Genomic DNA, 17,727 nt, shown 5'->3' with positions numbered 1-17,727 from the left:
ATCGTGCCGAACACAGGAGATGTCGAGCACTTTGGAGCAAGCGATGACTGTTCTGTCCCCCCTCGCCGGTCGGCGCGCGGTCGTGACCGGGGCCTCGTCCGGCATCGGAGCCGCCACCGCCACGCTGCTGGCGGCGCAGGGCGCGCGGGTCGCCCTGGTCGCCCGCCGCCGGGACCGGCTCGACGCCCTGCGCAAGGAGATCGAGGACGCGGGCGGCCGGGCCGTGCCGATCGCCCTGGACCTGGCCGGGGCCGAGCCGGGCGCGATCGAGTCCGGCGCCCGGCTGGCGGCCCGGGAGCTGGGCGGCGTGGACCTGGTGGTGAACGCGGCGGGAATCCTGTCGCCCGGCACGCTGGCGGACGGTCCGGTGGACGAGGGGGAGCGCCAGATCGAGCTGAACCTCACCGGACTGCTCCGCCTCTCCCGGGCCCTGCTGCCGGACCTGCTCGAAGCCGCAGCCGCCGGAGGCGCCGCCGACCTCGTCAACGTCTCGTCCATCGCGGCGAGCCGGGTGGAGTTCGGCGCCGCCGTGTACGGGGCCACGAAGGCGGCCGTCACGCATCTGTCCAGGCACCTCAGGCTGGAGCTCGCCCCGCGGAACGTGCGGGTCACCGACGTCCAGCCGGGGATGGTCGTCACCGAGCTGCTGTCCGGCTCCGAGCTGGGGACCGCCTGGGCCGAGGACATGAAGACGCGGATCGACCCGCTCACCCCCGAGGACGTGGCGCAGGTCATCGCCTTCACCGTCGGCCGGCCACGCCACGTCAACCTGCCCGAGATCATCGTGATGCCGGCCAAGCAGCCGTGAAGCAAGAACGCGCCGCCGGTCAGGCCCAGCCGTAGACCGATCTGATGGCCGAGGCGATCTCGTTGACCAGGGCCATGTTGTTGCCGTTGGCCAGGACGGCGTAGCCGGCGCCGAGCTCCGGATAGCCCTTCACCACGGACTTGAAGCCGTAGTTGGAGCCGTCATGGGTGTAGGAGAAGCTCTTCGTGCCGGCGCCGGCGATGAAGAACCCCCTGCCCATGGTGGGCTCGGGGCCCGCGCTGAGCAGCGTGCGCACGGAGGCCCTGCTGAGCGGGCCCGCGATGTCGCCGGAGGCGGTCCACGCCCGGTTGAGGTAGGACACGAGACGGCACAGGTCGAGCACGTTCGTGTAGAGGCCGGCGGCGGCCGACTCCGGGTAGCGGTTGCGCCTGCCGGGGATCACCGCGCCGGCGGCGGTGTGCCCGGCGGCCAGCTCGAACCCGGGCGACAGCGCGTACGAGCTGGTCTTCATGCCGAGCGGCGCGAACACCTCCTTGTCCATGTACTGCGCCAGCGGCAGGCCGCTCTGCTGCTCCACCATCCGCTGGAGCAGCACGAATCCCGCGCCGGAGTAGTGGAACCCGGCCCCGGGGGCGGTGGTGAGCTCGATCCCCGGCGAGTTGCCCTCGCCGTTCATGACCTGGAGCAGTGACGGGACCGTCGCGCCGGGGCCGTACCCGGCGAACCCGCCACCGCCGGCGTCGAAGCCGGAGCACGCCCCCGCCGGGGAGGTGGAGCCGCGCCCGATGACACCGGCCCGATGCGTCAGTACGCGGTCGATCGTCGGCACCCCGGTCGCCGGGACGCACGAGCGGCGCGGCAGGGTCCACCCCAGGTAGGGGCGGATGTCGTTGGTCAGGGGCTGCTTGCGCGTCTGCATGAGCCGCAGGACGCCGACGGAGGCCACGGCCTTGCTGATCGAGGCGGCCTGGAAGGCGGTCTCGGGATGGGCGGCGGCGCCGCTGCCCGCCTCCAGCCAGCCGTACCCGGTGGACCAGGCGATCTTGTTGCCGACCACCACCGCGACCGCCACTCCGGGCGTCTTCCACGCGCTCATCCGCTGCCAGATAGTCGCGCCGCCCACCGTGTTCTCGATTTGGCGGACCCGGTCCGCGGGCAGCGCCGGCACCTTGCCGCGCGAGCTCACCGACCAGCCGCCGGTGGGGGAGAAGGCCAGGTTGTGCAGCTGCCAGCCGGTCCCGGCGAGGTCGTTCAGCTCCTGGAAGCAGGCGTCGTCGATGCCGCGCGCGTGGAACTCGTCCTGCGCGACGACCACCCACCCGCCTGCCTTGGGAAAGGCGACGCGGGTCACACGGCGGCCGCCCTGCGTCAGGTTGCGCATCATCTGGTAGCACTCGTCGTCGATGCCCCGGGCGTAGTGGCCCTTGGTGTCGGCCACCACCCAGCGGTTGCCGCCCGCGGCAGGGAAGGCGACGTCGACGACCTGGAGCCCGGCGTCGTAGCAGGCGGTGAGGCGCTGGTGGCACTCGTCGGGGAGCCCTCGGGCGGACATCCCCTTGTCGCCGGTGATCACCCACCTGTCGCCGCCCTCGGGCGGGAACGCCACGCAGTGGATCTTCGTGCCGTTGCCGATCATCCGGCCGAGCTCGGCGAAGCAGGCGTCCGGGATGCCGCGGGCGAAGTAGCGGCCGTCCTGGGTGACGACGACCCAGCCGTTGGACGGCGTGAACGCGAGCGCCGTGATGCCGTACGGCGCCAGCTCGCCCGTCTTCGTGTGCGCCTCGGCGGGGACGCCGCTGTCGGCGTACGGGTAGCCGGCGGCCTGCGCCGCCGAGCCGGGGTCCACGGCGGCCAGCCCGGCGCCTACCGCGGCGGTGCCGGTCAGGGTGAGAAAACGTCTCCGGTCCATGGGCGAAACTCCTCGATGATCACCAGGTGCGGATGCATCATGGCAGATCGCCGAGGGGTTCGCGGCGGCGCGTCAGAGCGGCAGCGGGATCAGAGCGGCAGCGGGATGCGGTCGAAGAACCAGTACAGGCTGACCGCCACGATCGGGACCGACAGCGCGGCCACCGCCCAGCGGGCGGCGGACGTCCGGCGCAGCAGCACCAGCAGCGGGAACAGCGCGGCGATGATCGCGAGCTGCGTCACCTCGATGCCGAGGTTGAAGCTCAGGAGCGACAGGAGCAGCTCCCAGGACCCGCTCCGGTCGATGTCCAGCGCGCCCGCGAAGCCCAGCCCGTGGACCAGGCCGAAGGCGAAGACGATCGGCAGCCGCCAGCGGCCCAGCCGATCCTCCTGGCGGCCCAGGAGGTTGGCGAGCGCCACGACGGTGATCGACACCGCGATGACCGGCTCGACGATCGCCGCCGGGACGTCCACGATGCCCATCGCCGCCAGCAGGAACGTGATGCTGTGGGCGGCCGTGAAGGCCGAGGCCGTGAGGACGATGTCGCGCAGGCGGCGCGCGCCGATGAGCAGGGACAGCAGGAAGAGGATGTGGTGAGGCCGAACAGCAGATGCTCGGCGCCGAGCAGGGCGAACTCCCCGACCTGGGTCGATGCCCGGCGCTCGCCGATCCGCAGCGTCGGGCTCCCGGCGGCCAGGACCGCGGAGCCCTTCGAGCCGACGTCGAAGCGGAGCTTGGAGACGCCCACCGTCCGGGTCGCGTCGAGCGCGGTGCCGTCCACGGCGAGTTTCGTGACGCTGTCACCGGCCGTGGCCGGGACCGCCGCGACCGGCCGTGCCCTCCAGGTACGAACCGTCGGCGGGGGTGAGCGTCGGCGGGGTTCTGGTACTGGTCGGCGTCGGGGTGGGCCGTCCCCGTTCCTGTTCCGCCGGGCCCGGGTCGGCGTACGCCGCGGTCACGAAGCTGCTCACGAGGAGCGTCGCGACCGCGGCGGCCGTGACCAGACGAGCTCGTAAGCCACCCGACGCCATTCGTGCTGCCATTGGCTGCATCAGGTGCAGTCCCTTCCATCGTTCATGAGCAGCCGACAAGGCGGCATGCTCTCGGGCGGACACACTGGAGCGCACGAGTGAACGGTGTGCGTGGAGAGGCTGAAGGGAACGGAGACTATCCGCTCATTCTGGTCATCCGTCACGAGACAGGCACAACAAGGTCACACGCCGAACATCAGGCACGTACCGGAACCCCGGCCCGTCAGGGTCGCGGCATCGGGTACGTCGCCCGAGGATCCCGGCCGGCGTCTCGCCGGGCAGGGTGAAGAGGTCAGGATGTGGCCGCTTCTCAGGGCAACATGGGCGTCATGCCGAAGACTTCAGCGCGCCTCCTGGCGTTGCTCTCGCTGCTCCAGGCGCGCCGCGACTGGCCGGGGGCGCTGCTGGCCGAGCGGCTGGACATCAGCCCGCGCACCGTACGCCGTGACGTCGACCGCCTGCGCGAGCTCGGCTATCCCATCGTGGCCTTCAAGGGGCCGGACGGCGGCTACCGGCTCGACGCCGGAACGGAGTTGCCCCCGTTGCTGTTCGACGACGAGCAGGCCGTAGCCCTGGCCATCGCGCTCCAGATCGCCACCACCGCCGGCGCCGGCATCGAGGAAGCCGCAGCGCGGGCGCTGAACACCGTCCGGCAGGTCATGCCCGCACGGCTGCGCCGCCGGATCGACACCCTCCAGGTCACCGCTGTCGAGCGGCCCGCGACCCGGCCGGACGCGCAGGCCGACAGCGGCGTGCTCACGGCACTCAGCGCCGCCGTCCACGCCCGCGAGGTGCTGCGCTTCGACTACGCCCCCGCGTACCCGCCCGGGGCGGACGACACGGGCGCGCCCGCCCCGCCGCGCCGGGTGCAGCCTCATCATCTCGTCACCTGGGGCGGGCGCTGGTACCTCGTCGCCTGGGACCTCGACCGCGAGGACTGGCGCACCTTCCGCGCCGATCGGATCAGCCCGCGCACCCCCACCGGGCCCCGCTTCACCCCGCGCGAGCTGCCCGGGGGCGAGGTGGCCGCCTTCGTGGCCGGCCGGTTCCGGGGCTCCGACGGCTCCGGCCACTGGCCCTGCCGCGGCGAGGTGATCCTCCACCTGCCCGCCGCCGAAGTGTCCCGCCACACCCGCGACGGCGTCGTCGAGGAGCTCGGCCCGAACCGCTGCCGGCTCGTCCTCGGCTCGTGGTCGTGGCCCGGCCTGGCCGCCGCCATCGGCAGGTACGACGCCGACATCGAGGTCGTCGGCCCGCCCGAGCTCAAGGACGCCTTCGCCCACCTGGCCCGCCGCTACGCCGACGCGGCGACCGCCACCCCTGCCACGCCGCCCGCGCCGGGTTGCGCCCCCACCTCCGCCGGGCACGCCTACCTCGACCTCGTGGCGGAAACCCTCTGACTGGATGGCGCGGCTGACTGGGGCCGGTCTCACACGCCCAGGAGGTCCTCGCGGCCCGCGGTGTCCAGCCGGCCGGAGGGCAGGTCGCGCAGGCGGCGCAGAGGGCCGGCGAGCAGGATCAGGCCGCTCAGCGCGAACCCGATCAGCATCACCCACAGCGCTGCGCGCACGCCGAGCGCACCGGCCAGTGCCCCGGCCAGGACGCCGCCCAGCGGCATCGCGCCGAAGTTGACCATCTGCACGCTGGACGTCACCCGCCCCATCAGCTCGCCCGGCACGTACGTCTGGATGAAACCGGAGAAGACCACGTTGCCCGCCACGACCCCCGCGACGATCATCACGCCGCCCAGGACGAACAGCGCCAGCCCGGCGCCGCGCTCCGCCAGCGGGATCAGCAGCCCGGTGGGGGCCAGGCCGGCTTTGCCGAGCAGGACGGCCCGCGCGCTGCCGAACCGCGCCGCCATCGGGCGCGCGACCATGGCGCCGACGATGCCGCCCAGGCTGGTGGCCGCGATCAGCAGACCGGTCTGGCCCGCGCCCATCCCGACGTCGTCGACCAGGAAGAGCACGGTCAACGACGTGTAACCGGTCAGGGCCAGGTTGGCCGCGCAGCCGTACAACGTGTTGGCGCGGAGCAACGGATCGCGGGCGACCAGGAGCAAGCCGTCGCGGATCTCGGCGCGCAGGCGCCGGCGGGGCCTGCGGACGGGGGTTTCGCGGCGTTCGATGCGGATGAGGCAGACGGCCGAGACGGCGAAGGTGGCGGCGTCGGCGATCAGGCCGCCCACGGCCGAGAAGAGCTGCGCGAGCAGCCCGGCGAGGCCGGGGCCGGCCAGGTTCGCCACCTGCTCGCTGCCCTGGAGCTTGGCGTTGGCCTCCAGCAAATCAGGCCCGTCCACCAGGAACGGCAGGTACGCGCGGTAGGCGGTCGCGAAGAACACCTTGGCGGTCCCCGCGGCCAGCGCGACCGCGATCAGCTGGCCGATCGTCAGCCGGCCGAGGGCGGCTGCGATCGGAACGCTGAGGAAGGCCGCCATCGACGCCCAGTCGGCGGCCAGCATCACGCGGCGGCGGGGGAGGCGGTCCACCCAGACACCCGCCGGCAGGCCGATGAGCAGCCAGGGCAGCCAGGTGGCCGCCGCCAGCACGCCCACCGCCAACGGCGGCGCGTCCAGCACGGTCACCGCGACCAGGGGCAGCGCGACGCCGGTGACGGAGCTGCCCAGGCTGCTGACGCTCTCCCCGACCCACAGCAGCCGGAAGTCGCGCCGGCGCAGCAGCCCGAAGCGGGTCTTCGCGGTGCTCGTCACGGCCGGCCCGGAACCGCGCGGGCGAAGGTGAAGACGGTGCCGCGGTCCCGGCCGTCGTCCGGCAGCTCGCGCTCTGCCCACTTGGTCATCACGGCCTTGAGCTCGGCGGCGTACTCGGCCAGCTCTTCGTCGGTGACGCGGATCCAGGCCTCGGCCGAGAACGGGCCGAGCGGCCAGCGTTCCTGCTCGGACTGGGGCTGGTCAGCCCAGCGGCGCACGTGGCCGGTCTGCCGCTCCAGGTTGAGCGATTCGACGGCCCGCGCCACCGCCTCACCCGCGGCGTCGTCGGCGAAGTCGGTGGAGGACCAGCAGAGCGTGGGAGTGGTCCGGCGCCACCAGCGTTCGCGCCGGTCGCGGGCCAGCTCGGGCGCCTCCTCGATCAGTTCGGCGGCCGCCAGGGCGCGCAGGTGGTGGCTGACGTTGCCGACCGCTTCCCCGGTGTGTTCGGACAGGGTGCTGGCGGTGCACGGGCCGTTGAGTTTCAGCAGGTCGAGGAGGCGACGGCGCACGGGGTGCGCCATGGCGGCCAGGACCCGGGAGTCGGTGATCGCATGATCGTCGTCGGGCACAACGAGGAGCGTATACGTACAAGAGGCATTGCACAACAGCTCTTGTACGTATACGTCCAGGTGGCCCGCGTCGCCGGAGCCGGTGATCACCCCGTTCGCCTCGGTGTCGGTGCCGGCGCCGATGGTGACCTGCCTAGGATCGGAGGTCGACCACTGATCCGAGGGGGCGGGAGGCCCGGGGTGGAGTTGACCGGCACGTTGGCGGAGGCCGACTGGGAATCGCATCGCGCCGCGGTCTTCGGGGCGGCCTACCGGATCCTCGGCACCGTGACCGAGGCCGAGGACGTGACGCAGGACGTCTGGTTGCGCGCCGCCGCCGCCGACCTGTCCGAGGTGCGGGATCTGCGGGCCTGGCTGGTGACCCTGGCCGCCCGGACGTCGTACAACGTGCTCAGGTCGGCGCGGGTCCGGCGCGAGTCCTACGTCGGCCCCTGGCTGCCCGAGCCGCTGCTGACCGGGCCCGACGCCGCCGCCCAGGTGCTCCTGGACGAGTCGGTGAGCACCGCGATGCTGGTGGTCATGGAGCGGCTCACCCCCGCCGAACGCGTGGCGCTGGTGCTGCACGACGTCTTCGACCTCCCGTTCGGCCGGATCGCCGAGGTGCTCGGCGGCACGCCCGCCGCGAGCCGCAAGCTGGCCTCCCGCGCGCGGGCGCGGGTCGCCGCGGCCGAGGAGCCGCCCCGGGCGTCCAGGGCCGAGACCGAACGCGTGCTCAAGGCCTTCAAGGCGGCCGCCGACGCGGGGGACCTGGCCGGGCTCGTCGAGCTGCTGCACCCCGAGGCCGTCTACGTCGCCGACGGCGGCGGCAAGGTGACCGCCGCGCGCAGGCCGGTCCGGGGCGCGGAGCGCATCGCCCTGCTGACGGTCAGGCAGATCGAGCTCAGACGCCCCGACGCGTTCCAGATCATCGAGGTCAACGGGCACCCGGCCCTGGCGACCTACCACGGCGGCGAGCTGGTCTGGCTCGACACCGTGGAGATCGCCGACGGGCGGATCACGGCGTTCAGGAGACTGGTCAATCCCGAAAAACTCGCCCACCTCGGTCACATCTGAACCCGCCGTCTTGTCTCCCTGCCGAACCATCCCCTGGGTGAGAGAAGGACGAGACAGTGGCACACGTTGTGATCATCGGAGGCGGTTTCGCGGGCGTGTGGAGCGCGGCGGGAGCGGCGCTGGCCCGCGGAGAGGCGGACCTGCGCATCACGCTCATCGCGCCGGACGAGCACATGGTGCTGCGGCCCCGCCTGTACGAGCCGGAGCCGGACCTGGCCAAGGTGGAGCTCGGCAGGGTCCTCGGACCGATCGGCGTCGAGCACCTGCGGGCCCGGGTGAGCACGATCGACACCGGCCGCCGCGTGGTGGTGGCCGACGGCGAGGAGATCGGCTATGACCGCCTCGTGCTCGCGGCGGGCAGCGAACTCGTCCGTCCCGAGGGCCTGCCCGGCGCCGAACGGCTCTTCGACATCGACACCCTGGAAGGGGCCCGGCGGCTGACCGGCCATCTGCGCGAGCGGGAGGACTACTCCGCCGTGGTCGTCGGCGCCGGGTTCGTCGGCCTGGAGGCCGCCACCGCGCTGGCCGCCAGGGGTCGGGTGCTGCTGGTGGACCGGTCGGAGGTGGTCGGGGACCAGCTCGGCCCGGCCCCGCGCGAGGCGATCGAGGCGGCGCTGGACGAGCTGGGCGTCGAACGCCGTCTCGGCACGACGGTGACGGAGGTCGGCGAGGGATACGCCGTCCTGTCCGACGGCACCAGGGTCGAGGCGGACGCGGTGGTCTGGTGCGCGGGGATCAGGGCCAGCGAGCTCACCCGGCAGATCTCCGACGAGCTCGACCACCTCGGCCGGGTGCCGGCGGACCGGCGGCTGCGCGCCCTGCCCGAGGTGTTCGTCGCCGGGGACACGGCCGCGGCGGCGTTCGACGCCGAGCACACGGTCATGCAGGCCTGCCAGCACGCCACCCCGCTCGGCAAGGTCGCCGGGTACAACGCGGCGGCCGACCTGCTCGGCATGCCGCTGCGCGACTTCACCCCCGGGCCGTACGTCACCTGCCTGGACCTGGGCGGCGCCGGTGCGATCTTCACCCGGGGCTGGGACCGCAGGGTGATGGCCTCGGGCGCCGACGGCGCGGACGTCAAGAAGCGGATCAATCAGCACATCCACCCACCGGTCGACGACGCCTCGAAGATCCTCGCCGCCGCCGGCAGCGTCTACCTCGAGCTGCCCTTCTTCCCTCGCGACGAGCTCGACGAGCTCGACGAGCTCGACGAGCAGAAGGCCGCCCCCGCCGCATGACCCCCCGTACCTCCGGCACGGCTCGTCGGTTTCGGGTCTGATGAGCCTTCCCTGCCGTTGGTGTGAGCCATTCGCCGCCCCGGTACGTCAGAGTAGGCATGAAGATGTGGCGGATCATGCTTCCACCGGTGCTCGTCCTGGCCCTGGGCGCCTCGGGGGTCTCGGTGGCGCACGCGGACGGACGACAGGCGCGAGCGGACGTGCGAGAGGGGGTGGAGGCGCAGCGAAAGACGCTCGTCGACTTCCGGGAGCAGGGCGGTTTCGCGGGACTCGACAACCGGGTGCGGGTGTTCACCAATGGCTGCGGTCAGTTCAGCCGCCGCACCGGTCCGATCGTGAGCTCGTGCCTGACGGGCAAGGAGCTGCGCCTGCTCCGGGCCCATCTGCAGAAACTGAAGGTCGGCACGTCGGAGCCGCGGCCGCAGGGGGCCGACTTCCTCAAGTACACGCTCACCTACAAGGGCCACCGGGCCAGCCGTTACACGCCGCCCGCCACCTGGCAGCCGGTGGTGCGGCACCTGGAGAAGCTGCTCACCAAGTACGGGTCGCACGGCTGAGCGTCCCCCTCACCTGACGACCGGTCCGGCCGGGCACCGCTAATCCACACGTACGGCGGGCCCGGCCGCGGGAGCGCCAGGAGCGGCCGGGCCCGCGGGGCGTCCTGCGCCTTCACCGCCCGCCTAGACGATCTCGAGGTTGGCCATCATGCCCATGTCCTCGTGTTCGGCGTTGTGGCAGTGGAAGAGGTAGCGGCCGCGGTAGCCGTCGAAGCGGGTGATGATCTCCACGGCTTCGCCGGGCCGTAGCGAGACGGTGTCCTTGAGCCCCGCGTCGTGGGCCAGCGGGGGCCGGCCGCTGCGTGAGAGCACCCGGAAGCCGACCAGGTGCAGGTGGACAGGGTGATGGACGTCGGCCACGAGCCGCCAGACCTCGACGTCGCCGAGCCGGGTGGTGACGTCGGTGCGGGCGGGGTCGAACGGCAGGCCGCCGATCAGCCAGCCGTGGCCCGCGTTCATCCGCCCGGCGCGGAAGGAGAACTCGCGCACCCTGACGGCGTCCGAGCGCCGCCAGGCCGGCAGGTCGGTGGACAGGGTGCGGGGGATACGGCTGTCGTCGGCGGCCTCGCGCGCGACCCGGAAGGCCATCACGTCGCGGGTACGGCCGGAGCCGAGCCGGTTGACCACCCTGACGAGGCCGCCGATCGGGACGCCGGAGAAGTCGACGACCACGTCGTAGCGTTCCGCGGGTGCGATCGGCAGCAGCCGGTGGGTGACCGGGGCGGCGAGGAGTCCCTGGTCGGCGCCGATCTGCACGAGGTCGAGCCGGCGCCCGTCGTCGGTAATGGCTTCGAGCTCGTAGTGACGGGCGTTGGAGGCGTTCAGGATGCGCAGCCGGTGGCGGGCCGCGTCGACCTCGTGCACGGGCCACGGCGCGCCGTTGACCAGGATGACGTCGCCGAGGACCCCGGCGAGGTACGGCTCGCGGACGCCGGGCCGTCCGCGCAGCGTGGGGTCGAGGGCGGGGTAGGCGAGGCTGCCGTCGGCGGCGAACGCGCGGTCGGCGATCATGAGGGGCAGCTCGCGCGGCCCGGCGGGCAGGCCGAGCGCCTCCTCGGCGTCGTCGCGTACGAGATGCAGGCCGGCCAGGCCGCGCCAGATCGCGGGGGCGGTGAAGTCCATCCGGTGGTCGTGGTACCACAGCAGCGTCGGCCGCTGGTCCAGCGGGAAGGTGTAGTCCCGCGTCAGCCTGGTCACCACGGCTCTCGGGTCCCGCATGCCGTGCTCGGAGCCGTGCTCCATGTGCGTGGCGGCGTCGTGCCCGCCTTCGGGCAGGACCAGGTCCGTCGGGTAGCCGTCGGAGGCCGCCGGGGTCCGTCCGCCGTGCAGGTGCACGACGGTCGGTACGGGCAGCTCGTTGCGGTGCGTCACGGTGATCGGCCGCCCGCGGCGCGACTCGATCGTCGGCCCGGGGAAGGTGCCCTCATACGTCCACAGCGGCGTCTTCACGCCGGGCAGGATCTCCGCGCTCGCCTCCCGCTGGGTGATCTCGTAACGGTCGGCGCCGCCCGCGGTGCCGACCGGCTTCAGCACGGCGGGAATCGGCAGCGGCACCTGGAAGGGCGGCGGCAGCGGCACGGCGCTGCGCAGCTCGGCACCGGTGATCGGCGGCCGCCGGGCCAGCGCGGCCGAGGCCGACAGGCCGGTGGCAGCCGTCAACCCGAGCGCCCCGCCGATGCCCAGCGCCCGCCGCCTGGTCATGCCGCGGCTGTCACGCACTCCGGGCCCCCTCGCGAAGGAGAGGCCGGCGCCACACGTCGATGAACTGCACCACGACCGCGACGACGGTCATCACCCCCAGCGGGAGGTGCAACCACAGCGCGCCGTTCAGCCCGGCGAAGTACTGCACCGTCTCCGCCGCCACCACCGCCGTCGTGGTGAGGAACGGCCAGACCTGGCGCAGCCGGACCCAGACCGCGATCGCGACGATCGCCTGCAGGTACCCGATGGAGGTGACGACGTCGGCGCCGGCCGCATGCAGGCGCAAACCGTCGTAGTCACCGGTCAGATACACCCCGGCGAACACCGGCTGGCCGGCGATCGCCAGCACGTGCGCGCTGACGACGGCCCGCAGCGTCCATCCCGTGGGTGTGGTCCGGGGCGCGGCCACGGTGAGCATGGGGACTTCTCCCGGCTCCGTTCTCGATTTGTGCACGACTCCGACGTTATGACTTCAACGTTATTTTCTCCAAGATCAATATTGTTATGTCGTTATGCGTCGGGAGTTATGGTGTCGTCGGCTCCCTGGTCGATCCGCGCTCATCAGTACGACTGTGAGGTGGGCGCGTCACCTCACATTTCGCGGTGCTGTCCAGTCGTACTGCTCGGGGGAGCGCATCACCACAGGGACCCCATCATCTCGATCAAGGAGAGACGACATGTCGACAGCTCAGGAAGCACGCAACAAGGAGACGTACCACCGCTTCCACGAGGCCATCAACAGCGGCGATCTGGAGATCATCTCGAAGGCGATCGACGAGGTCATCCACCCGGACGCGCGGTTTCACACGACGGAGCTGACGGACATGACGGCGGTGCAGGCGCAGAAGCGCATATGGGAGGTCCTCCTGCGCGCGTTCCCTGACATTCACGTAGCGGTCGAGGACCTGCTCGCCGACGGAGACAAGATCGTCGCGCGGCAGACGGTCACCGGCACCAACTCCGGCGCCTACCGCGGCATGCCCCCGACCGGCAGATCCGTCACCTACAACGAGATCTTCATCGCCCGCTTCGCCGACGGCCGGATCACCGACCTCTGGGGAGTCGTCGACGTCTACTCACAACTGCGGCAACTCGGCCTCGTCCAGGCGTAGTACCTCGCCGGCTCACGGCAGTTGTCTCGTCGGCCGTCAGTGACGGGCTCAGCGGCTCACCGAGGTCTCCCGTTCCATGTGCGACAGCTTCTCGGGGTTGCGCACGGCGTAGAGCCCGGTGATGAGCCCGTCGTCGATCCGCACCGCCACGACGGTGTCGAGCTCGCCGTCGAGGTGGACGGTCAGCGCCGGGTAGCCGTTGACCTGTGCCGGCCGTAGCGACGCCGTGCCGGTGATCCTGCTCAGCACCTGGGCCACCATGCCGGCCCCGATGACGGGAGCCAGCGCGGCCTGCTTGATTCCGCCGCCGTCCGTCAGCAGGACGACCTCGGGCGCGAGGATGTCGAGCAGGCTCTGCAACTCGCCGGTCTGGACCGCTCGCTGGAAGGCCTGGAGCGCGGCTCGGTGCTCGGCCGGGGAGCCGGTGCCGCGCGGGCGGCGGGCGGCGACGTGGGAGCGTGCCCGGTGGGCGATCTGGCGAACCGCGGCCGGGTTCTTGTCGACGGCCTCGGCGATCTCGTCGTAGTCGAGATCGAACACCTCGCGCAGCACGAACACCGCCCGCTCGGTCGGCTGAAGCGTCTCCAGCACCAGCAGCATCGCCATCGAGACGCTGTCGGCCAACTCGACGTCCTCCGCCACGTCGGGCGCGGTCAGCAGCGGCTCCGGCAGCCACGGGCCCACGTAGGACTCCTTGCGGCGGCCGAGCGCACGCAGCCGGCCGAGCGCCTGCCGGGTGGCGATCCGGACCAGGTAGGCGCGCTGATCCCGCACGGTGGCCAGGTCGACGCCCGCCCACCGCAGCCAGGTCTCCTGCAGCACGTCCTCGGCGTCGGCCGCCGAGCCGAGCATCTCGTAGGCGACGGTGAACAGCAGGTTGCGGTGGGCGACGAACGCCTCGGTGGCGGGGTCCGGGAGGTCGTGCCCGCTCATGGCGTCGCCGCGGTCCGCGGGCGTGCTCTCCGGTGTGCTCTCCGGCGTGCCGGACATGGGCGGCTCCTGTTCGTTCTTCGTCACACCCATCAGACGCCGGCCCCGGCCGTTCTGTGACACCGGGACGGTGGCCCGTCCCTGTGGCGTACATCACTATGCCGCGCCGTCACAAGGACCGGGCCGTCGGCATCTTGTGTTCGTTCAGCCCGGCCGGGCCAGTTCGCACGAACGATTCGCATCACGAGAGGAACGTCATGACTGCAGCGCTCGAAACCCTTCGCCGTGACTTCGGCGGCGACATCATCGAACCGGGCGGAGCGGAGTACGAGTCGGCCCGTCGCTCGGTACTGGCCTCGGGCAGCCCGGCCTACGTTCTGCGGCCCAAGAGCGTGGGGGACGTGCGGGCGGGTGTCAGGTTCGCCGCCGCCGCGGGACTCGTGCTGTCCGTGCGAGGCGGCGGCCATGCCTTCGCGGGCTTCGGCACCAACGACGACGGCGTCGTGATCGACCTCGGCGGCCTCGCGGACGTGGAGGTCGTCGACAAGGAACGTCACCTCGTGCGGATCGGCGGCGGCGCCACCTGGGGTCAGGTCGCGGCCGCCCTCGCCCCGCACGGCCTGGCGATCTCCTCGGGCGACACCAGGAGCGTCGGCGTCGGTGGGCTGACGTTGACCGGCGGCATGGGCTGGAAGGTCAGGAAGTACGGTCTGGCCCTGGACAACGTGGTCGCCGCGGAGGTGGTCACCGCCGGCGGAGAGGTCGTGCGGGCGAGCGCGCAGGAGAACCCGGAGCTGTTCTGGGCGATTCGCGGCGGCGGCGGCAATTTCGGGATCGTGACCGTCTTCGAGTTCGCGGCACACCCGACGACGGACGTCTTCTACGGCAGGATCGCCTTCCCGGCGGCGGAGGCGGCCGGCGTGCTCCAGGGGTGGGCGGACCACCTCCGCGCCGCCCCCGAGGAGCTCACCTCCATCGCGAGCTTCGCCAACCCCTTCGCCGGCGGCCCCGAAGCGCCGGTCGAGATCCAGGTCGCCTTCGACGGCGACGACCCGGAGCTCGCGGCCCGGGCCATCGACCCGATCCGCCGGCTCGGCACGGTGATCGACGACGATGTCGCGCTGAAGCCCTATGGGGACACGCTCGTGGACGGCGCGACCCCGCCGCCCGGCATCCGGCTCGTCACCCGGAGCGCGTTCGTCGGCAAGGAGTCGGTGCCCGAGGTCCTGCGGATCCTCGCCGAGACCGGGGCATCGCAGGGATCGCCGTTCATCGCCGTTCGCAGCGTCGGCGGCGCGGTGTCGCGAGTCCCCGACGACGCCACCGCCTACGCGCATCGCCGGGCGGAGCTGATGGTCGTGACCACCAGCGCGGGTCCGGAGCCGGTCCTCGAGGCCGCGCGTCCCGCTCTGGACGCGATCTGGGGGAGACTCGCGCCTCACGTCGACGGCGCCTACGCGAACTTCCTGGCCTCCGCCACCGAGGAGGATGTCGCCGCGGTCTATCCGACCCGGACCTACCAGCGGCTCGCGGCGGTCAAGCGTCGGTACGACCCCGCCAACCTGTTCGCCGGCAACCACAACGTCCGGCCCTGACGGGGGTGCTGTGGCCGACCGTCGCCGAAGGCACCGCCACATGCCGCCTCCGCCGGCGTCGGCGGGTCACAGGGACGGATGCGGGCGCAGATCGCGGGGAACGGACCGGCCGGGGGCGAGTCCCGCCGTCCATGCCGCGGCCACGGCCGCGTCGAGCACCGTCCGCACCGGCAGGCCCCGTTCGGCCGCCAGCCGGGCGGCGGGCTCGTACTCCGGCGTGGCCTGCACCACGACGCCGTCCCGGTGGCCCACCTTGACCGGCAGCCGGGCGCCGAGCGCGTCCACGTGCACCCACCCGCGTTCGAGCGCGGTCTTGCGGACCGTCCGCTCCCGGACGCCCAGGGTCGTGGTCAGGCGGAACATGGCCGCGCGGAGCTCGTCCGCGTGCCCGGGAGGGGACAGCACGCTCAGCGTGTGGGCGGGGCGGCCCTTCTTCATGAGGATGGGCACCAGCCAGGCGTCCGACGCGCCCGCCTCCATGAGGGCGGACAGGACGCCCGGCCACACGCGCGGGTCCAGGTCGTCCACGTTGGCCTCCAGGACCACGGCCTCTGCCGGGACCACGGCCTCGGCGGGATCGGCCCCGGGGGCTCCGACGAGCACCCGTACGACGTTGGCCCGGCCGGGCGTGTCACGGGCGCCCGCGCCGACGCCCGTGGCCTCCAGCCGCAGGGGCGGCAGCTCCGTGCACTCCCGGGCCAGCGTGGTGACCAGCGCCATGCCGGTGGGCGTGGCCAGCTCGCCCTGGCCACCGGCGTGGATCCGCCAGCCGGCGGCGAGCTCGGCGACCGCCGGGACGGGCACGGGCAGCTCCCCGTGCGCCGTGACCACCCGCCCGGAGCCCACCGCCACCGGCCCGGCGCTCACCTCGCTCACGTCCAGGTCGTGGAGGGCCGCGCAGACGCCGACCACGTCGGCGATGGAGTCCCAGGCGCCCGCCTCGTGGAAGTGCACCTCGTCGGCCTCGATGCCGTGGACGCGCGCCTCGGCCCGGGCGAGCCGGGCGAAGACCGCCAGCGCGTTCTCCCGCACCGGCTCCGCCGGCTCGGCCCGGCTGAGAAGCAGGCGGATGTCCCGCCAGGTGCGGTGATGCCCGTGGCCGGCCGGCGTGACCTGCGCCCGCGTCGCGCGCAGCCCCGCACGGGTGACCTGTTCCCGGCCGAGACGCACCTGCCCCGGCACGACGGCCTCGACGGCGGCCCGTACCGTCTCCAGCCGGGCGCCGGCGTCGAGCAGCGCGCCCAGCAGCATGTCCCCGGCGACGCCCGCCGAGGCGTCGATCCACGCGTGCCTCATCGGCGCAGCCGGTAGAGGACCTCGCCCGCCTGGGGCACGACCAGGGTCTGCGGGTCGGCGGCGAACGCCTCGACGTCGACCTCTGCCGGGTCGAGATAGCCGAGGTTCGCCCGTCGCACGACGTCCTCGGGGATGCCGGTGGCCAGGGTGACGGTCACCCGGCAGCGCTCGCCGTGCTCCTCGTCGTAGGTGCCCGCGCCGCGCAGGTGCGTGGAGTGGGCCAGCACGCCCCAGTGCAGGTGCTTGAAGCGGTCCCACTGCCGGGTGAAGTAGTCGCGGCAGTGGTAGCCGATCTGCTCGATCTCGGGGTGCATCGCGGAGATCGTCGTGACGTGGGGCGCGTACAGGACGACCTCGCCGCCGTCGGCGACGACCGGCTCCAGCTTGTAGAAGCCCTTGGCGGCGGTCCACATGTCGTCGTACTTGGCCGGGATCAGCGACAGGACCCTGCGCACGGGCGCGTCCAGGTAGCGCACGTGGACCTCGGAGGACACCTCGGCCGCCGCCGCCCACGCCCGCTGCGGCGGCCCGTACGCCATGGCGTGCAGCACCTCGGAGCCGGACCGCACGACGACGCACAGCGCCAGCCGGCGGGCGGGGATGAGCGAGGCCGCCTCGTGGATGAGCGCGCGCACCGGGGTGACGCCGCGCGTGCCGATGATGTCGGCGCTGGTGATGAGGGCGCCCAGCCAGTGCGACAGGTCGATGATGTCGGCCCCCGCCACGCCGGGGAAGAAGTACTTGTCGCCGCCGGAGAACCCCACCACCTCGTGCGGGAAGACCGGCCCGATCACCAGCGCCACGTCGTGCTCCACGACCGCCCGGTTCAGTCGTACGTCCACCTCGTGACGCAGCAGCCCGCCGGACAGCTCGCCGACCCGGTCGGCGCCGATCGTGCCGAGCGAGACGAACGTGGACGGCTCCCACCACGCGTGGTTGAGCACCGTCATCCCCGGCAACGGCGGAACGTGCGCGGCCAGCTCGGCCTCGCCCATCGGCGCGTGCGTGCCGAGCGCGACCAGCACGGTCAGCCGGGAGACCCGGCCGTGCAGCGCCTCGTGCACCGCCGACAGCAGCGACGGCAGCGGGCAGCTCCGGGTGCCGTCGGGCACCACCAGGCACACGCTGCGGCCGTCCAGATCCTCCTCCGCCAGCCGCTCGGCGACGAAGCTCCTGATCCGCTCCTCGGTGAGGACGGCGTCAGGCCCTCCGATCCGGTACGTCATGGAGGCCAGACGACCACGGCCGCCCCCGCGG

17 protein-coding genes are annotated in these 17,727 nt (G+C 72.7%); 7 read left to right on the top strand and 10 right to left on the bottom strand.

The genetic code is table 11. The features are described from left to right. Window positions 1-43 precede the first annotated feature (43 nt). A complete protein-coding gene (locus tag ABZS51_RS17405) occupies window positions 44-808 on the top strand; it encodes an SDR family oxidoreductase (protein WP_355441590.1) in 765 nt (254 codons plus the stop codon). Window positions 809-827: 19 nt separating this feature from the next. On the opposite strand, the gene ABZS51_RS17400 is transcribed toward ABZS51_RS17405, so the two are convergent. The 3 genes from ABZS51_RS17400 to ABZS51_RS17390 all read right to left on the bottom strand — a co-directional run bounded on the left by ABZS51_RS17400 (window position 828) and on the right by ABZS51_RS17390 (window position 3,721). Next, window positions 828-2,678, bottom strand: a complete 1,851-nt coding sequence (locus ABZS51_RS17400) for a serine hydrolase domain-containing protein (RefSeq protein WP_355441587.1) — start codon at window positions 2,676-2,678, stop codon at window positions 828-830. Between the two features lie 89 nt (window positions 2,679-2,767). Next, on the bottom strand, window positions 2,768-3,259 hold the full coding sequence (locus tag ABZS51_RS17395; RefSeq protein WP_355441722.1) for a HupE/UreJ family protein: 492 nt from the start codon (window positions 3,257-3,259) through the stop codon (window positions 2,768-2,770). Between the two features lie 219 nt (window positions 3,260-3,478). After that, entirely contained in the window at window positions 3,479-3,721 is a 243-nt protein-coding gene (locus tag ABZS51_RS17390) for a hypothetical protein (RefSeq protein ID WP_355441584.1), read from the bottom strand. Window positions 3,722-4,038: 317 nt separating this feature from the next. Here ABZS51_RS17390 and ABZS51_RS17385 point away from each other — a divergent pair, with 317 nt between their 5' ends. After that, window positions 4,039-5,109, top strand: coding sequence for a WYL domain-containing protein (locus ABZS51_RS17385; protein WP_355441580.1), 1,071 nt, complete (start codon window positions 4,039-4,041; stop codon window positions 5,107-5,109). 29 nt (window positions 5,110-5,138) lie between these two features. Here ABZS51_RS17385 and ABZS51_RS17380 read toward each other — a convergent pair whose 3' ends face one another. Together ABZS51_RS17380 and ABZS51_RS17375 are read right to left on the bottom strand one after the other, a co-directional pair. Next, on the bottom strand, window positions 5,139-6,419 hold the full coding sequence (locus tag ABZS51_RS17380; protein ID WP_355441577.1) for an MFS transporter: 1,281 nt from the start codon (window positions 6,417-6,419) through the stop codon (window positions 5,139-5,141). Next, on the bottom strand, window positions 6,416-6,988 hold the full coding sequence (locus ABZS51_RS17375; RefSeq protein WP_355441574.1) for a helix-turn-helix domain-containing protein: 573 nt from the start codon (window positions 6,986-6,988) through the stop codon (window positions 6,416-6,418). Before ABZS51_RS17375 ends, ABZS51_RS17380 begins: the two co-directional genes overlap by 4 nt. A gap of 180 nt (window positions 6,989-7,168) precedes the next feature. Between ABZS51_RS17375 and sigJ the strand changes: the two genes are divergently transcribed. The 3 genes from sigJ (at window position 7,169) to ABZS51_RS17360 (ending at window position 9,836) form a co-directional block, all read left to right on the top strand. Then, a complete protein-coding gene (gene sigJ / locus ABZS51_RS17370) occupies window positions 7,169-8,041 on the top strand; it encodes an RNA polymerase sigma factor SigJ (RefSeq protein WP_355441571.1) in 873 nt (290 codons plus the stop codon). Window positions 8,042-8,097: 56 nt separating this feature from the next. Next, the gene (locus tag ABZS51_RS17365; RefSeq protein WP_355441569.1) at window positions 8,098-9,279 is read left to right on the top strand and encodes an FAD-dependent oxidoreductase; all 1,182 of its coding nucleotides are present in this window, start codon (window positions 8,098-8,100) and stop codon (window positions 9,277-9,279) included. 116 nt (window positions 9,280-9,395) lie between these two features. After that, window positions 9,396-9,836, top strand: coding sequence for a hypothetical protein (locus ABZS51_RS17360; protein ID WP_355441566.1), 441 nt, complete (start codon window positions 9,396-9,398; stop codon window positions 9,834-9,836). 123 nt (window positions 9,837-9,959) lie between these two features. Here the strand turns inward: ABZS51_RS17360 and ABZS51_RS17355 are convergent, their stop codons facing one another. Both ABZS51_RS17355 and ABZS51_RS17350 read right to left on the bottom strand, forming a co-directional pair. Beyond that, entirely contained in the window at window positions 9,960-11,555 is a 1,596-nt protein-coding gene (locus tag ABZS51_RS17355; protein WP_355441563.1) for a multicopper oxidase domain-containing protein, read from the bottom strand. Beyond that, complete coding sequence (locus ABZS51_RS17350; protein WP_355441560.1) at window positions 11,548-11,991, bottom strand: hypothetical protein; 444 nt, start codon at window positions 11,989-11,991, stop codon at window positions 11,548-11,550. The genes ABZS51_RS17355 and ABZS51_RS17350 overlap by 8 nt, the downstream gene beginning before the upstream one ends. Window positions 11,992-12,214: 223 nt before the next feature. On the opposite strand from ABZS51_RS17350, the gene ABZS51_RS17345 reads away from it, so the two are divergent. Further along, the gene (locus ABZS51_RS17345; RefSeq protein ID WP_355441558.1) at window positions 12,215-12,649 is read left to right on the top strand and encodes an ester cyclase; all 435 of its coding nucleotides are present in this window, start codon (window positions 12,215-12,217) and stop codon (window positions 12,647-12,649) included. A gap of 48 nt (window positions 12,650-12,697) precedes the next feature. Here the strand turns inward: ABZS51_RS17345 and ABZS51_RS17340 are convergent, their stop codons facing one another. After that, a complete protein-coding gene (locus ABZS51_RS17340; RefSeq protein ID WP_355441718.1) occupies window positions 12,698-13,582 on the bottom strand; it encodes an RNA polymerase sigma-70 factor in 885 nt (294 codons plus the stop codon). A gap of 254 nt (window positions 13,583-13,836) precedes the next feature. Here ABZS51_RS17340 and ABZS51_RS17335 point away from each other — a divergent pair, with 254 nt between their 5' ends. Then, entirely contained in the window at window positions 13,837-15,174 is a 1,338-nt protein-coding gene (locus ABZS51_RS17335; RefSeq protein ID WP_355441555.1) for an FAD-binding oxidoreductase, read from the top strand. Window positions 15,175-15,240: 66 nt separating this feature from the next. Here the strand turns inward: ABZS51_RS17335 and larC are convergent, their stop codons facing one another. Both larC and ABZS51_RS17325 read right to left on the bottom strand, forming a co-directional pair. Continuing rightward, a complete protein-coding gene (larC, locus tag ABZS51_RS17330) occupies window positions 15,241-16,470 on the bottom strand; it encodes a nickel pincer cofactor biosynthesis protein LarC (RefSeq protein WP_355441552.1) in 1,230 nt (409 codons plus the stop codon). Then, window positions 16,467-17,696 carry a lactate racemase domain-containing protein gene (locus tag ABZS51_RS17325; protein WP_355441549.1) on the bottom strand — a complete coding sequence of 410 codons (1,230 nt, stop codon included), beginning with the start codon at window positions 17,694-17,696 and terminating at the stop codon, window positions 16,467-16,469. The genes larC and ABZS51_RS17325 overlap by 4 nt, the downstream gene beginning before the upstream one ends. Window positions 17,697-17,727: the final 31 nt, after the last annotated feature.

The organism is Nonomuraea sp. NPDC005501 (assembly GCF_040605905.1).
In the GTDB taxonomy this organism is placed as follows: Bacteria; Actinomycetota; Actinomycetes; order Streptosporangiales; family Streptosporangiaceae; genus Nonomuraea.
Note: the sequence above shows the minus strand (reverse complement) of the source record. Positions and strands in the feature narration are given on the sequence as shown.

Excerpts from the sequence above, each read along its gene's own strand:
- ABZS51_RS17360 (WP_355441566.1), top strand. The coding sequence starts at position 9,396 with ATGCTTCCACCGGTGCTCGTCCTGGCCCTGGGCGCCTCGGGGGTCTCG.
- ABZS51_RS17405 (WP_355441590.1), top strand. The coding sequence starts at position 44 with ATGACTGTTCTGTCCCCCCTCGCCGGTCGGCGCGCGGTCGTGACCGGG.
- ABZS51_RS17340 (WP_355441718.1), bottom strand. The coding sequence starts at position 13,582 with ATGAGCGGGCACGACCTCCCGGACCCCGCCACCGAGGCGTTCGTCGCC.
- ABZS51_RS17390 (WP_355441584.1), bottom strand. The coding sequence starts at position 3,721 with ATGGCAGCACGAATGGCGTCGGGTGGCTTACGAGCTCGTCTGGTCACG.
- ABZS51_RS17325 (WP_355441549.1), bottom strand. The coding sequence starts at position 17,696 with ATGACGTACCGGATCGGAGGGCCTGACGCCGTCCTCACCGAGGAGCGG.
- ABZS51_RS17385 (WP_355441580.1), top strand. The coding sequence starts at position 4,039 with ATGCCGAAGACTTCAGCGCGCCTCCTGGCGTTGCTCTCGCTGCTCCAG.
- larC (WP_355441552.1), bottom strand. The coding sequence starts at position 16,470 with ATGAGGCACGCGTGGATCGACGCCTCGGCGGGCGTCGCCGGGGACATG.
- ABZS51_RS17400 (WP_355441587.1), bottom strand. The coding sequence starts at position 2,678 with ATGGACCGGAGACGTTTTCTCACCCTGACCGGCACCGCCGCGGTAGGC.
- ABZS51_RS17335 (WP_355441555.1), top strand. The coding sequence starts at position 13,837 with ATGACTGCAGCGCTCGAAACCCTTCGCCGTGACTTCGGCGGCGACATC.
- ABZS51_RS17345 (WP_355441558.1), top strand. The coding sequence starts at position 12,215 with ATGTCGACAGCTCAGGAAGCACGCAACAAGGAGACGTACCACCGCTTC.